The 12606-nt window shown below is 62.1% G+C and carries 11 protein-coding genes and 2 pseudogenes; 4 read left to right on the top strand and 9 right to left on the bottom strand.

What is annotated here, in order from left to right; translation table 11 throughout:
* On the bottom strand, nt 1-776 hold a 776-nt coding region (locus tag E5W70_RS13595), incomplete at its 3' end, for a LysR family transcriptional regulator (protein ID WP_292658769.1).
* A gap of 109 nt (nt 777-885) precedes the next feature.
* Between E5W70_RS13595 and E5W70_RS13590 the strand changes: the two genes are divergently transcribed.
* The 3 genes from E5W70_RS13590 (at nt 886) to E5W70_RS13580 (ending at nt 5613) form a co-directional block, all read left to right on the top strand.
* Nucleotides 886-1530 (top strand): FMN-dependent NADH-azoreductase, encoded by a 645-nt coding sequence (locus E5W70_RS13590; protein WP_292658766.1) that lies wholly within the window; start codon nt 886-888, stop codon nt 1528-1530.
* A 130-nt stretch (nt 1531-1660) separates the two neighbouring features.
* Entirely contained in the window at nt 1661-3040 is a 1380-nt protein-coding gene (locus E5W70_RS13585; RefSeq protein ID WP_292658795.1) for a 3' terminal RNA ribose 2'-O-methyltransferase Hen1, read from the top strand.
* Complete coding sequence (locus tag E5W70_RS13580) at nt 3037-5613, top strand: polynucleotide kinase-phosphatase (protein WP_292658763.1); 2577 nt, start codon at nt 3037-3039, stop codon at nt 5611-5613. Before E5W70_RS13585 ends, E5W70_RS13580 begins: the two co-directional genes overlap by 4 nt.
* An 8-nt stretch (nt 5614-5621) precedes the next feature.
* Here the strand turns inward: E5W70_RS13580 and E5W70_RS13575 are convergent, their stop codons facing one another.
* Together E5W70_RS13575 and E5W70_RS13570 are read right to left on the bottom strand one after the other, a co-directional pair.
* Nucleotides 5622-5912, bottom strand: a complete 291-nt coding sequence (locus E5W70_RS13575) for an HlyU family transcriptional regulator (protein WP_292658760.1) — start codon at nt 5910-5912, stop codon at nt 5622-5624.
* 114 nt (nt 5913-6026) lie between these two features.
* Nucleotides 6027-6707: a PadR family transcriptional regulator gene (locus E5W70_RS13570; protein WP_292658757.1), complete on the bottom strand. Its 681-nt coding sequence runs from the start codon at nt 6705-6707 to the stop codon at nt 6027-6029.
* A gap of 271 nt (nt 6708-6978) precedes the next feature.
* Here E5W70_RS13570 and E5W70_RS13565 point away from each other — a divergent pair, with 271 nt between their 5' ends.
* Nucleotides 6979-7236 (top strand): DUF2798 domain-containing protein, encoded by a 258-nt coding sequence (locus E5W70_RS13565; protein ID WP_292658793.1) that lies wholly within the window; start codon nt 6979-6981, stop codon nt 7234-7236.
* 61 nt (nt 7237-7297) lie between these two features.
* Here the strand turns inward: E5W70_RS13565 and E5W70_RS13560 are convergent, their stop codons facing one another.
* The 6 genes and pseudogenes from E5W70_RS13560 to E5W70_RS13535 form a co-directional block, all read right to left on the bottom strand.
* Nucleotides 7298-7678, bottom strand: coding sequence for a DCC1-like thiol-disulfide oxidoreductase family protein (locus E5W70_RS13560; RefSeq protein WP_292658754.1), 381 nt, complete (start codon nt 7676-7678; stop codon nt 7298-7300).
* Between the two features lie 107 nt (nt 7679-7785).
* Nucleotides 7786-8079 carry a GYD domain-containing protein gene (locus E5W70_RS13555; RefSeq protein ID WP_292658752.1) on the bottom strand — a complete coding sequence of 98 codons (294 nt, stop codon included), beginning with the start codon at nt 8077-8079 and terminating at the stop codon, nt 7786-7788.
* A 207-nt stretch (nt 8080-8286) separates the two neighbouring features.
* Nucleotides 8287-8708: pseudogene (locus tag E5W70_RS13550) on the bottom strand (sigma-70 family RNA polymerase sigma factor); the annotation flags it as partial.
* 113 nt (nt 8709-8821) lie between these two features.
* The gene (locus E5W70_RS13545; protein ID WP_292658750.1) at nt 8822-9385 is read right to left on the bottom strand and encodes a hypothetical protein; all 564 of its coding nucleotides are present in this window, start codon (nt 9383-9385) and stop codon (nt 8822-8824) included.
* A gap of 38 nt (nt 9386-9423) precedes the next feature.
* Nucleotides 9424-11445 carry an RNA polymerase sigma factor RpoD gene (gene rpoD, locus E5W70_RS13540; RefSeq protein ID WP_023678297.1) on the bottom strand — a complete coding sequence of 674 codons (2022 nt, stop codon included), beginning with the start codon at nt 11443-11445 and terminating at the stop codon, nt 9424-9426.
* A gap of 374 nt (nt 11446-11819) precedes the next feature.
* A pseudogene (locus E5W70_RS13535) lies at nt 11820-12606 on the bottom strand (DNA primase); the annotation flags it as partial.

Here is a 12606-nt window from a genome sequence, read left to right as displayed (position 1 = left end):
AGATCGAGTTCGACGAGCCGGCCGTTCGCCAGATCATCGGCAATCAGCCATCGCGGCAGCCCGCCCCAGCCCAGCCCCTCGCGCATCAGCACGTGCTTGGTGCGCACATCCGTCAGCCGCCAGGTGCGGTAGGCGAAGACGCCATAGTCACGCCCGCGCGTACGCTCGGACTGGTCCGAGACCACCAGTTGAATGTGTTCGCGGACATCCTCTAGCGCCACTGGTCTCGGCAGCAGCGCCAGCGGGTGATCAGGCGCTGCGGCTGGCACCAGAGAGAAGAAGCCGATGCGAAGCAGATTCACGTCCGTCTCACCCAGAAGCCCCCCGATGCCGAGATCGGCCTGTCCGCCGACAACATGATCGAGGATAAGGCCAAGCGAGCCGATATGCAGACGCAGCGTCACTGCCGGGAACTGCGCCTCGAATGCCTTTAGCACCCGAACCAGCACCGGCGACGGTAGCGTCACGTCCACCGACAGCGTAACTTCCGCCTCCAATCCCTGCCGGTATCCGTCGACACGCGAGCGGATGCGTTGCAGCACGCCGACCATGCGCCGCGCATCTTCCAGCGTCGCCTTGCCGACATCGGTCAGTTGCGGCTCACGCGTGCCCTCACGCTCAAACAGCTTCAGCCCAAGCTGCGCTTCGAGGTTGGCAATGGCGTAGCTGATGACCGACTGCGCGCGGCTGAGCTTACGGCCGGCAGCCGAGAAGGAACCGGTGTCGGCCACCGCAACCAGGATCTGCAGTTGGTCAAGCGTCGGGTTGGGCTGCATCTTTCAATCCACAATTTAGATGGATCATATACAAAATATACCAGTTTTTCAAATGAGTCTGCGCACACATATTTGCCGGGAGATTTTAATCCAACCCTGGAGAGTCACCATGTCCATCCTTCTTGTCACATCCAGCCCACGCGGCGCCGCCTCGCACTCGACCCGCGTCGCCAACGAACTCGCCGACAAACTGCTTGCCGCCGATCCTTCGGCCAAGCTTGTCGCCCGCGACCTCGTCGCCAACCCGCTGCCGCATATCGACCCCGACTATTCGACCGGCATCTATACGCCGGCCGAAGCGCGCACCCAGCGCCAGGCTGAGGTCGTCGGCGTTTCTGATACTGTACTGGACGAGCTGTTTGCGGCCGACACCGTCATTCTCGCCACCGGCTTCATCAACTTCAACATCTCCTCGACGCTGAAGTCCTGGGTCGATCACGTCGCCCGTTCCGGCAGGAGCTTTGCCTATGGCGAGAACGGCCCTAAGGGCCTCGTCACCGGCAAAAAGGTCTATGTCGTGCTGGCTTCGGGTGGCATCTATTCCGAAGGTGCGGCAGTGCAGTTCGATCACGCCATTCCCTACCTCCGCAGCGTGCTCGGCTTCCTCGGCATGACCGATGTCGAGGTCATCCGCATCGAAGGAGTCGGCATGGGCGCCGATGCGGTGGCAGCAGCGCTGGCCAAGGCCTCGGCCAAGGTCGACGCCATTGTGGCCGCGACCGGAAATGCCGAGCGCGTCGCCACCGCGGCGTAAAGCGTCAGCATCGTCTGAATTGTACAAGGGCAGGCGCCCGGCGCCTGTCCTTGTTTCTCGTTAGCGACAGCCTGTCGTGGGCCACACAACCGCCATTGGTTATTCCGCTTGTCTGCGCTATCGGTCGCGGATGTTCCTGTCTGTTGCCACAACGCACCGTCCGGCCACCGATCTCGGTTTCTTGCTGCACAAGCATCCGGATCGCCTGCACGAGACCGACCTGTCTTTCGGCAAGGCTTGGCTGTTCTATCCCGAGGCAAACGAAGACCGTTGCGAGGCTGCACTCCTGCTCGACGTCGACCCGGTGGGACTGGTGCGAGGCAAGGGTCAGGCAGAAGGCTTGCTCGACCAATATCTGAACGACCGGCCTTACGCTGCATCATCCTTCCTGTCGGTGGCGCTGAACAAAATGCTGCGGACGGCGATGACCGGTATATCGAAGGAGCGCCAGGAACTAGCCGACAGCGAACTGCCGCTGGAGGCCGTGGTTACTCCACTGCCGATGCGCGGCGGTGAGGCTCTGGTTCGAAGTTTGTTCGAACCCTTGGGCTGGACAGTCGATCTGACGCCAATCGAAGATATCGGGGCTGCAGGCGAGCCCCGATACGGCCATCTGATGCTGACCGGCACGGGCCGGCTCAGCGCCTTGTTGAATCACCTCTATGTGCTGATCCCGGTGATGGACGATGCCAAGCATTACTGGGTCGGCGAAGCAGAGATCGACAAGCTGCTGTCCAGGGGAGAGGGCTGGCTGGAAAACCATCCGGCCAAAGACCTGATCGTGCGTCGCTATCTTGGCAATCGCAGGGCTTTGGCCCGCATCGCCCTGGAGCGGCTGGCTCCCGAGACGGCTGGCGAGGCACAACCTGCCGAGCTGCGCGTTACGCCCGAGGAAGCGCTGGAGACGCCGATCCGGCTCAACGATCTGCGCATGGAAGCTGTGGTCCAGGCTATTCAGGCGACGGGGTCAACCTCGATTGCAGATTTGGGATGCGGCGAAGGCAAGCTGCTCGGTCGGCTCGTGCGCGAGCGATGGGTGCATAAGCTGTTCGGGCTGGATCCGGCGGCACGCGAACTGGAATGGGCTGCAAAGCGTCTCAAGTTGAACGAGTTCGGCGGGCCGCCCGAGGGCCGGGTCACGCTGCTGCACGGATCGCTGACCTACCGGGACAGCCGTTGGGCCGCAGCCGACGTCGCCGTGCTGGTCGAGGTCATCGAGCATCTCGACCAGGACAGGCTGCCCCTGGTCGAACGCATCGTTTTCGGTGAGACGGCGCCCAAATCCGTGATCGTGACCACTCCGAATGCGGACTACAACGCTCTGTTTCCAAGACTGGCCCCCGGCGCATTTCGCCATCCCGATCACCGTTTCGAATGGAGCCGGGCTCAGTTCCAAGCCTGGGCAGCCAAAATCGGCGAGATCTATGGCTATTCGGCCATCTTCAGCGGTATCGGAGCCGAGGACCCGACCCTCGGCGCCCCCACACAGATGGCGGTGTTCACCCGATGAGAGAACCCGATAACACCAACCTCACCATTCCTGACTTCGCCCTCGTCGTGCTGATCGGCTCGACCGGATCGGGCAAGTCGACTTTCGCCGCCAGGCATTTCCTGACGACCGAGATTATCTCCTCGGACCAGTGCCGGGCGCTGATCTCCGACGACGAAACCGACCAGGACGTCTCTGCGGATGCCTTCGATCTGGTTCGTGAGATAGCCGGCAAGCGGCTTAAACACCGCAGGCTGGCCGTCATCGACGCCACCAATGTGCGAGCCGCCGACCGCAAGGCCTGGATTGAGCTGGCGCGCAAGTGGCACGCTTTGCCCGTCGCCGTGGTCCTCGATCCCGGCGTCGAGGTGTGCGTCGCCCGCAATGCAGTGCGAGCCGACCGGCCGTTTGGCGCCGGGGTCGCCCAGCGCATGACAACCGAGATCCGCAAAGGTCTTGGCGGCCTGCAACGCGAGGGCTTCCGCCAGGTCTGGAAGCTTACCAGCGAGGCCAGCATCGACGCGGCCGAGGTGTCGCGACAGCCGCTGTGGACCGATAAGCGCGACGACCATGGCCCGTTCGATATCATTGGCGACATCCACGGCTGTTCGGATGAGCTTCATATCCTGCTCGCTCGATTGGGCTACAGCATCGCCTGGTCCGAGCATCAGGGCGACCGAACAGTCACCGTGGTTCCACCAGAGGGCCGCAAGATCGTCTTTGTCGGCGACCTCGTCGATCGCGGCCCCAACTCGCCCGACGTACTGCGCATCGCCATGAGCATGGTCGCGGCTGGAACGGCTTACTGTGTCCAGGGCAACCATGAACGCAAACTCAGCCGCTGGCTAGAAGGCCGCAAGGTCACGGTCGCCCACGGCCTCCAGCAGACTATCGATCAGCTAAGTGCACAGGACCGAGGCCTGCGCGAGGCGCTGCCCGCCTTTCTCGACGGCCTGCGCAGCCATGTCTGGCTCGATGGCGGGGGCCTCGCTGTCGCCCATGCCGGCCTCAAGGAAGAAATGATCGGACGCGGTTCCGGCGCCGTGCGCGAGTTCGCTCTGTACGGCGAGACCACAGGCGAGACCGACGAGTTCGGGCTGCCCGTCCGTGCCGACTGGGCTGCGGCCTATCGTGGCAAGACGGCCATTATCTATGGACATACGCCTACGCTATCGGCCGAATGGGTCAACAACACACTTTGCATCGACACCGGATGCGTATTCGGCGGCAAGCTGACGGCCTTGCGCTGGCCGGAACGCGACCTGGTCGAGGTGCCGGCAATCCAGACCTGGTCGGAGCCGGTACGTCCGCTGGGTAGGCCCGGTCAGGACAAATCGGCGCAGGCCGACGCCGACGGCGTGCTCGATTATCAGGATGTCTCCGGTCGTCGTTGGATCGAGACCGGACTGAGGGGCCGGATTGTCGTGGCCGAGGAGAATGCGTCGGCAGCACTGGAGGTGATGAGCCGCTTCGCGCTCTCGCCGCAATGGCTGATCTATCTGCCGCCGACCATGTCGCCGTCCGAGACGAGCAGCCAGGACGGCTGGCTGGAACGTCCGGAGGATGCCTTCGCTTACTTCCGCGAGCGAGGCGTTGCCCAGGTCGTGTGCGAGGAGAAGCACATGGGTTCGCGGGCAGTGATCGCGCTCTGCCGGAACGCGCAGGCGGCACGCAGCCGCTTCGGGATCCCGGGCGGCGAAACCGGCGCAATCTGGACCCGCACCGGACGCTCCTTTTTCAATGACAGTGCCATGATGGAGGGCTTGCTCGCCCGTCTCCGCGCTGAGGTCGACGCGGCGGACCTGTGGAAGGAATTGAACAGCGACTGGCTGCTGCTGGACGCCGAGATAATGCCTTGGTCGGCCAAGGCCGGTAGTTTGATCGAAAGCCAATATGCGCCGGTGGCGATATCTTCTGCCGCCGGATTCAAAGCCAGCCGCGAGGCGCTGGCCCGTGCGATGGCGCGCGGCGTCGATGCAGCCGGCCTGAACGCACGCCTTGAAGACCGTACCGCCCGCGCAGCCAAATACGCCACCGCCTGGGCGCCCTACGTATGGCCAGTTTCGGGCGTCGAGGACCTTAAGGCCGCGCCTTTCCACCTGCTGGCCAGCGAGGGACGTGTTTGGTTTGACCAGGACCATGTCTGGCACATGTCGCTCGCGAACCGTCTGGCTGCCCGTGGCGGCGTGGTCACGCCGACTCGATGGCGTATGGTTGATCTGGCCGACGGCAGCGCGTGTGCCGAGGCCATCGCCTGGTGGGAGACGCTGACTGGCTCAGGCGGCGAAGGCATGGTGGTCAAACCACGCGACTTCGTCAGCCGTGGCAAGAAGGGACTCATTCAGCCTGCGCTGAAGGTCCGCGGCCCGGAATATTTGCGCATCATCTATGGTCCCGAATATGACGCGCCCGACAATCTCGTCCGCCTCCGAGAACGCGGCCTGGCCGGCAAGCGCAGCCTGGCGCTGAGAGAGTTCGCGCTTGGTCACGAAGCGCTAACGCGATTTGTCGCCAAGCAGCCGCTACGCCGGGTTCACGAGTGTGTCTTCGCCGTGCTGGCGTTGGAAAGCGAGCCAATCGACCCAAGGCTGTAGTAGCCGATCTACCCGAAGATCTTCTCGCCTTGCTCATCGACCAGCTGGATGCCCTTTTTGATCGAGATGTCGACAGCGTCATCAAGCCCGGCGAAGCGGTCGGCGCGGATGAATTTGTGCTCCTTCATCACGCCGTCGATCTCCTTCGAAACCACGCCGCAGGTCTGGTACTGGCCCTCCGCCTTATAGGGAGTGGCGCTGATCAAAAATCCCTTGTGCTCGATCTGCTTTGCCGGCGCCGCTGTCTTTGGCTCGGCGGCTTCGTTGCCTCCGCCGAAAAGACGATTCAGAAAAGACATGGGGGTATCCTCCAACGGCAATCATCCTGCATCACATAGCGCGGTGCAGGATGATTTTCAGTACCGGTCCTTGGCCGAGCGGGCAAGAGCCGCAGCTGGCTTGGCAGCCAGAGGTCAGTCGCGCGACAACGCTTCCAAGGCCTCCGCGGCAGCTTCCAATATGCTGATTGCCTCGGCCTGCTTTGCTTCAGGCGCATCGACGATTTCGCCGAGCGCGGCGCGCAGCCGGTGGCGCACGGCGCGAAACTCGTCGCGCTTTTCCGAGCGACCGCGGCCGCGCCGGCCACCGTCGCCGTCATCGTGCCAGCCGAACCAGTCGCGCGCCTTAGCCATTTTGCGACCGAAGCGCTCGAGATGGTCGAGCACGTGGTCGATCATCTCGCGATTTTCGTTGAGGTGCGCCTGCCCTGCCTCGGTGATTGAAAACACCTTCTTGTTGCCTTCCGCCGCAGAAACGGCGTAGCCGGCCTCTTCCAGGAAGGTCAGCGTCGGGTAGACCACGCCGGGGCTCGGGCTGTAGAAGCCGCTGGTGCGCTCCTCCAGCGCCTTGATGATGTCGTAGCCGTGCCGCGGCGCCTCGGCCAGCAGCGACAGCGTGATCAGCTTGAGGTCGCCGTCAGCCAGGATGCGCCCGGCGCGGAACATGTCGCCCGGCCCGCCGCGTCCTCCGCCTCTCATGCCATGCCCGAACGGGCCGAAGCCGCCGCGTCCGCCGAACTTGCCGGCCATATGCATGAAAACGCGCTCGGCGTGTTCGCCGAAACGATGATGCCCGAAATGATTGCCTTTGTGCATTGTTTGCTCCTTGAGTTATGTCTTAAGATATATCTCAGTTAGATACCCACGGCCACCGAGTCAAGATATATCTTACGATATATCTGAAAATAGCGCCAGCAGGATTGATTTCGCCAGCGAGGGCAGCTAGGAAGCGCGTGAGGGTCGAAGACCGCTCCGTAAGCGTCTGACGTGAAGCAACGCATCCACCCCGGTCGTACCGGGCAGTGACGCCGAAGACCGGCGAATGGATGCCAAGGCAACGGACCGGATGCTTCAGGGAAAATCCCAAATGATTGTGAAAACCTCGCGCAGAAAGCTGCCAGCGCACTATGCCGCCATCGTCAGCCCGCTGGTCCTGTCGTTGCTGATGACGTTCATCGTGTCGTTTATCTCGACACTGAAAAGCCTTGGTCTCCAGCCCGACCTGCCGGCCACCTGGCTGACAGCCTGGGGCCTGTCCTGGCTGATGGCGTTTCCAACACTGCTGCTGGTGCTGCCGGCGGTGCGCCGCATCGTTGGCTGGCTTTGCGAGCCTGTGGCTCGATAGCCGGCCATACGAAGGCTTGGAAACAATCTCGGGGCCTTTCGTGCCAAGTGAACTGGCACCGTCACCAGCGGCCTTTGCGCCGATTCCAGGCATAGAGCAGATCAGCAAAACGATCATAGGCATAGCGCGTCAACGGCAGCGCGGCGGCATTGCCGAACAGCGTCGCCAACCAGCCCTCGCCCGGCGTTATCAGCCACACCGCAAAGGCAACATCGGCGCCGACCAGCAATTTGCCGTCGGCGTCGGTCGCATGCAGCCGGCGCCGGATATCCTCCAGCCCGATGCCGTAGCGGGCCAGCGCCGTCGGTTCGGCATTGATGTCGCGAAATTCGATCCGCCCGGCCTTGACCGCCTCGATCAGCCGCCGCTTCTGCCGGCTGATACCGGCATCACAGATCGGACAGCGCGTATTATACCAGACGGTCAGCAGCGGCTTGCTCATGTTTCGAAACGGCACCAGAGGGACGCGCACCGACTATCCGGCAAACGCCATTGCGCCGCAACGCAACACGACACCCGCGAAATGGCCAGCCAGGCCTGGAGCGCGACTTACCCGAGCGAGGTGATGATCTCGCGATAGGCATCCTCCGGGAAAGCCTTGAGCGTCCGCGTCCTGACGTTTCCGCCCGTCGCCAGCATCAGCGAGAAGCGGGCAAGGACGGCATCGTCGGGCGCTTCGAGCACCGCCACCATGTCGCAATCCCCCATGGTGAGATAAAATGCCTTGAAGGACCCGCCCATGTCGCCCAGCAGTTTCTTGGCGGCATCGAGCCGCTTCGGCGACTCGCGCACATTTTTGGCGCCTTGCTCCGTCCAGTTGATCAGCACGATGTAAGTTGTCATGGCACACCTCCCTCCGGTGCCACGGAGCACGGCGTTCAACCGCCGGGGCGGGCATCCGGGTTTGTCGCCCAGAGAATGCGTCCGTCGCGGAATTATCCTCTCGTAGGGCACGACCCGCAAGAGCGGCGCGTCCAATCGTGATCGCCTATGCCAAAGCGGAAAAGGGCGCCACCGGCGCCCTTTAAACTGCTTATCCGTCACCCGGCCTCAGCTGTCGAGGAAGCTCCGCAGCTTGCGCGAGCGGCTCGGGTGCTTGAGCTTGCGCAGCGCCTTGGCTTCGATCTGGCGGATGCGCTCGCGGGTGACCGAGAACTGCTGGCCGACTTCCTCAAGCGTATGGTCGGTGTTCATGCCGATGCCGAAGCGCATTCTGAGCAGGCGCTCTTCGCGCGGCGTCAGCGAGGCCAATACGCGCGTCGTCGTCTCGCGCAAATTGGCCTGGATCGCCGCGTCGATCGGCAGGATCGCCATCTTGTCCTCGATGAAGTCGCCAAGATGCGAATCCTCCTCGTCGCCGACCGGCGTTTCGAGCGAGATCGACTCCTTGGCGATCTTCAGCACCTTGCGCACCTTTTCCAGCGGCATGGCGAGCTTTTCCGCCAGTTCGGCTCGCGGCCGGTCTCATGCAGCCGACTGCACCACGAGCCCGGTGAACCGTCGATGGACATTGCCCTATCATGCAAATGTCAACCGCTTTCATCCGGCTGTCACCATCACGGACAAATCCCTGTGGAAATTACAGTTATTGAACAACATCAATTCCCGCCGCAAAAAGTCCGTCCGCCGTGCCGCGCCCGGTCAACACGACCCGAGTGCCCTGATGAAGTGTATTACGAAGGTTGTCCGAGATACCGCATAGAGTGCCGGTCATCATCGGCATGCCCGCCAGGCTGACTCTATTCGGACAGCGGTAAGACCAACCCGCCGTATCACTGACGGAAAATTCGAGTTGCGTGTGCTTCCCCATCAGTGCCGCTAGCCAGAGCGGGTATGCAGTCAGGACAGTTGCACGGATAAAAACGCCGAAAATAAAAGGCAACACAATAACGCCAAAAACAGAAAGGATGAGGGTCTTGATGGACACCTGCGGGGCGTCGAAGTCCCTTGCAAACTTTCGGCAGCAAAGAACGAGAATTAAGCAGCCAGCAGGTATAGCAATCGATTTCGCGATCATATCGTGGTCGCTCACATAACGTTGCGACGGCACAAAAGAATGACCGAAGATCATTGCTCCAAGTAGAGCCAATAGGTGAATGGTAAGACCGGCCAGGCTGAAAACGATAACCCGTGGGAGAAGGCGGCGCAATGACCGTCTCTCTGTTATCTCCCCCACGGAAGCCTAGCCTAACTGTCCAGGAAGCTCCGCAGCTTGCGCGAGCGGCTCGGGTGCTTGAGCTTGCGCAGCGCCTTGGCTTCGATCTGGCGGATGCGCTCGCGGGTGACCGAGAATTGCTGGCCGACTTCCTCAAGCGTATGGTCGGTGTTCATGCCGATGCCGAAGCGCATTCTGAGCACGCGCTCTTCGCGCGGCGTCAGCGAGGCCAATACGCGCGTCGTCGTCTCGCGCAAATTGGCCTGGATCGCCGCGTCGATCGGCAGGATCGCCATCTTGTCCTCGATGAAGTCGCCGAGATGCGAATCCTCCTCGTCGCCGACCGGCGTTTCGAGCGAGATCGGCTCCTTGGCGATCTTCAGCACCTTGCGCACTTTTTCCAGCGGCATGGCGAGCTTTTCCGCCAGTTCTTCCGGCGTCGGCTCACGGCCGATCTCATGCAGCATCTGGCGCGAGGTGCGCACGATCTTGTTGATCGTTTCGATCATGTGCACCGGAATGCGAATGGTACGCGCCTGGTCGGCGATCGAACGGGTGATCGCCTGCCGGATCCACCATGTCGCGTAGGTCGAGAACTTGTAGCCGCGGCGGTATTCGAATTTGTCGACCGCCTTCATCAGGCCGATATTGCCTTCCTGGATCAAATCGAGGAACTGCAAGCCGCGATTTGTGTATTTCTTGGCGATGGAGATGACGAGACGCAGATTGGCCTCGACCATTTCCTTCTTGGCGATCGCGGCTTCGCGCTCGCCCTTCTGCACCTGGTTGACGATCTTGCGGAATTCCTGGATCGAAATCGCGGTCTCGGTGGCGAGGTTCTGGATCTCGGCGCGCAGGTCGCGGATGGCGTCCTTCTCGTTCTTGGTAAATTCCTTCCAGCCGCGCGAGGTCAAATTGCCGATCGAGCGGGTCCAGTTCGGATCGAGCTCCGAGCCCTGATATTCCTTGAGGAACTCCTCGCGGCGCACGCCATAGCTTTCGGCCAGCCTGAGCAGCTTGCCCTCGTTCTGCACCAGGCGCTTGTTGATGTCGTAGAGCTGCTCGACCAGCGCCTCGATGCGCGCCGTGTTCAAGGATAGCGACTTCACCGCCTTGATCAGCTGGTCCTTCAGCTCCTTGAGCCGGCGGTCCTGGCTGGGCGACAGCGTGCCGGCGGCGGCCAGCCGGTTCTCGACCTGCTGGTCCTGCAGCTTGCGCAGTTTCTTGTAGGTGTCGGCAATGACGTCGAGCGTCTCCATCACCTGCGGGCGCAGTTCCGCTTCCATCGCCGCCAGCGACAGGCTCGCCTCGTCATCGTCTTCCTCGTCGTCGTCCACCAGGCCACGGGTGTCGCCGCCGACATTGGTGATGTCGTCCTCGTCTTCGCGCGAACGGCGCGACTTTTCCTCGGTCTTGGCTTCCTCGATACGCTCGACAACCGGCGCCTGCTTGGCCTCCGGCCCGGCATAGGTCGCCTCGAGGTCGATGATCTCGCGCAGCAGGATCTTCGATTCGTTGAGCTCGTCACGCCAGATGATGATGGCCTGGAAAGTCAGCGGGCTTTCGCACAGGCCTGCGATCATCGTCTCGCGGCCGGCCTCGATGCGCTTGGCGATCGCGATTTCGCCCTCGCGCGACAGAAGCTCGACCGAGCCCATCTCGCGCAGATACATGCGGACCGGATCGTCGGTGCGGTCGGTCGGCTCTTTCTTGGTCGTGGTGGCGGCGACGGCGGTGCCGGTCTGCTCGGCCAGCTCGTTGGCATCTTCCTCGGCATCAGCGGCGGTATCGGCGGCTTCGGGCTCCTCGCCCTGCTCGTCGTCCTCGACCACATTGATGCCCATGTCGGAAAGCATGGCCATCGTGTCCTCGATCTGCTCGGAGGTCACTTCCTCCGAGGGCAGCACCGAATTCAGCTCGTCCATGGTGACATAACCGCGCTTCTTGGCGGCCTTGATCATCTTCTTGACAGCATCGTCGGAAAGGTCGAGCAGAGGGCCATCGGTTGCGGCCTCGCGTTCGGTCTCGACTTCTTCCTTTTCTTTTGTCGCCATAGTCTTTATTTTCTCCAAGCGGCTGAGTATCAAAGCCGCGTAAGCTGCTGGTCCGGTCAAATTGGATGCGCTCCTTCCAGAACGCGCTTTACCGGGCCAGTAACTGCATCTCTCGTTAAGTCCAGATTAACCCTGATATCTGTGGCAAGCTGACTGCCTGTCCAGTGATCAGTACCTTACATCGCTGCATTCCCGTCGATGCCGGGGCGGGTTAACGTTTCGAATCGACCTGATTCCGCCATTCTGCCGGAAGGTCAAGCGCCTCTCGCATGATTCGCATGAAAAAAGCGAATCAATTACCCGACTTAGAGCACCGCACGCTTGATTCAACGCGCAAGCACGTCCTTACATTTCAGTCTTCTGGAGGCTTTGATCTAAACGCGCCCAGCTCTGCCCGACGATATGCCAAACCCTTCGATCAGCGCTTCCGTTGCCTGCACATCACGAAATTGCGCCTGGATTTCGACCAGGTGCCGGTAGTTTTCGTCCGTGGGGTCGCTGGCGAGCGCTGCTTCCGCCTGCTTCAGCTCCTTATGTAAGGTGCGCGCGCTGCGCTGCAAGTGGAGAGCCTGGCTGAACGCGTCGCGAGCATCGTCGAGTGCTGCCGTTTCCAGCGCCGGCCATTGCCGCGCACGTTTGATCAGCGCCACAGCGCGCTGCCAGATCTCACCGCAGCCGGCCCGCTCGATCATCGCGATCACTGCGTTGCGGTCGTTGGCCATATCATGCGCCATGGCGTCGAGGATGGTCGCATGCAGCCGCTTCAGATCGGAATTGGCGAGATCGAGGAACTCGACATGGGCGAAATTCTCGTCGATCAGCACGGGATGGTTGACGAGGGCCGCAATGATCGTCGCCTCGCGCACCGACATGCCCTCGCCGCCGCGTTTGACCAGCGCCGAGCGGCCGAGGCTTTCGGTGATCGCGGTGCGCCCACCGGCATTGCCGCCGCGCGCAAACTGTCCGCCCGGTGCGGAGACCCTGCCCGGGAAGCGCTCACCTGGCCGTCCGTCCTGACGTCCCTGGCGTCCGCGCTGGGCCCCGAAGAAGCTCTGTACCCGCTCGCGCATTTCCTGTTGGTAGTGATAGCGAAGGCTCTCGTCGCGGATGCGGCTGGTCAGTTCGCGCAGTGTCTTTTCGAGCTCCGCCCGCCGTTCCGGC

Source organism: Mesorhizobium sp., assembly GCF_005063415.1.
In the GTDB taxonomy this organism is placed as follows: Bacteria; Pseudomonadota; Alphaproteobacteria; order Rhizobiales; family Rhizobiaceae; genus Mesorhizobium.
This window is presented reverse-complemented; position numbering and strand designations above follow the sequence as displayed.

Bases quoted from the DNA above. Each gene is read 5' to 3' on its own strand.
- E5W70_RS13590 (WP_292658766.1), top strand. From the start codon at position 886: ATGTCCATCCTTCTTGTCACATCCAGCCCACGCGGCGCCGCCTCGCAC.
- E5W70_RS13585 (WP_292658795.1), top strand. From the start codon at position 1,661: ATGTTCCTGTCTGTTGCCACAACGCACCGTCCGGCCACCGATCTCGGT.
- E5W70_RS13580 (WP_292658763.1), top strand. From the start codon at position 3,037: ATGAGAGAACCCGATAACACCAACCTCACCATTCCTGACTTCGCCCTC.
- E5W70_RS13575 (WP_292658760.1), bottom strand. From the start codon at position 5,912: ATGTCTTTTCTGAATCGTCTTTTCGGCGGAGGCAACGAAGCCGCCGAG.
- E5W70_RS13570 (WP_292658757.1), bottom strand. From the start codon at position 6,707: ATGCACAAAGGCAATCATTTCGGGCATCATCGTTTCGGCGAACACGCC.
- E5W70_RS13565 (WP_292658793.1), top strand. From the start codon at position 6,979: ATGATTGTGAAAACCTCGCGCAGAAAGCTGCCAGCGCACTATGCCGCC.
- E5W70_RS13560 (WP_292658754.1), bottom strand. From the start codon at position 7,678: ATGAGCAAGCCGCTGCTGACCGTCTGGTATAATACGCGCTGTCCGATC.
- E5W70_RS13555 (WP_292658752.1), bottom strand. From the start codon at position 8,079: ATGACAACTTACATCGTGCTGATCAACTGGACGGAGCAAGGCGCCAAA.
- rpoD (WP_023678297.1), bottom strand. From the start codon at position 11,445: ATGGCGACAAAAGAAAAGGAAGAAGTCGAGACCGAACGCGAGGCCGCA.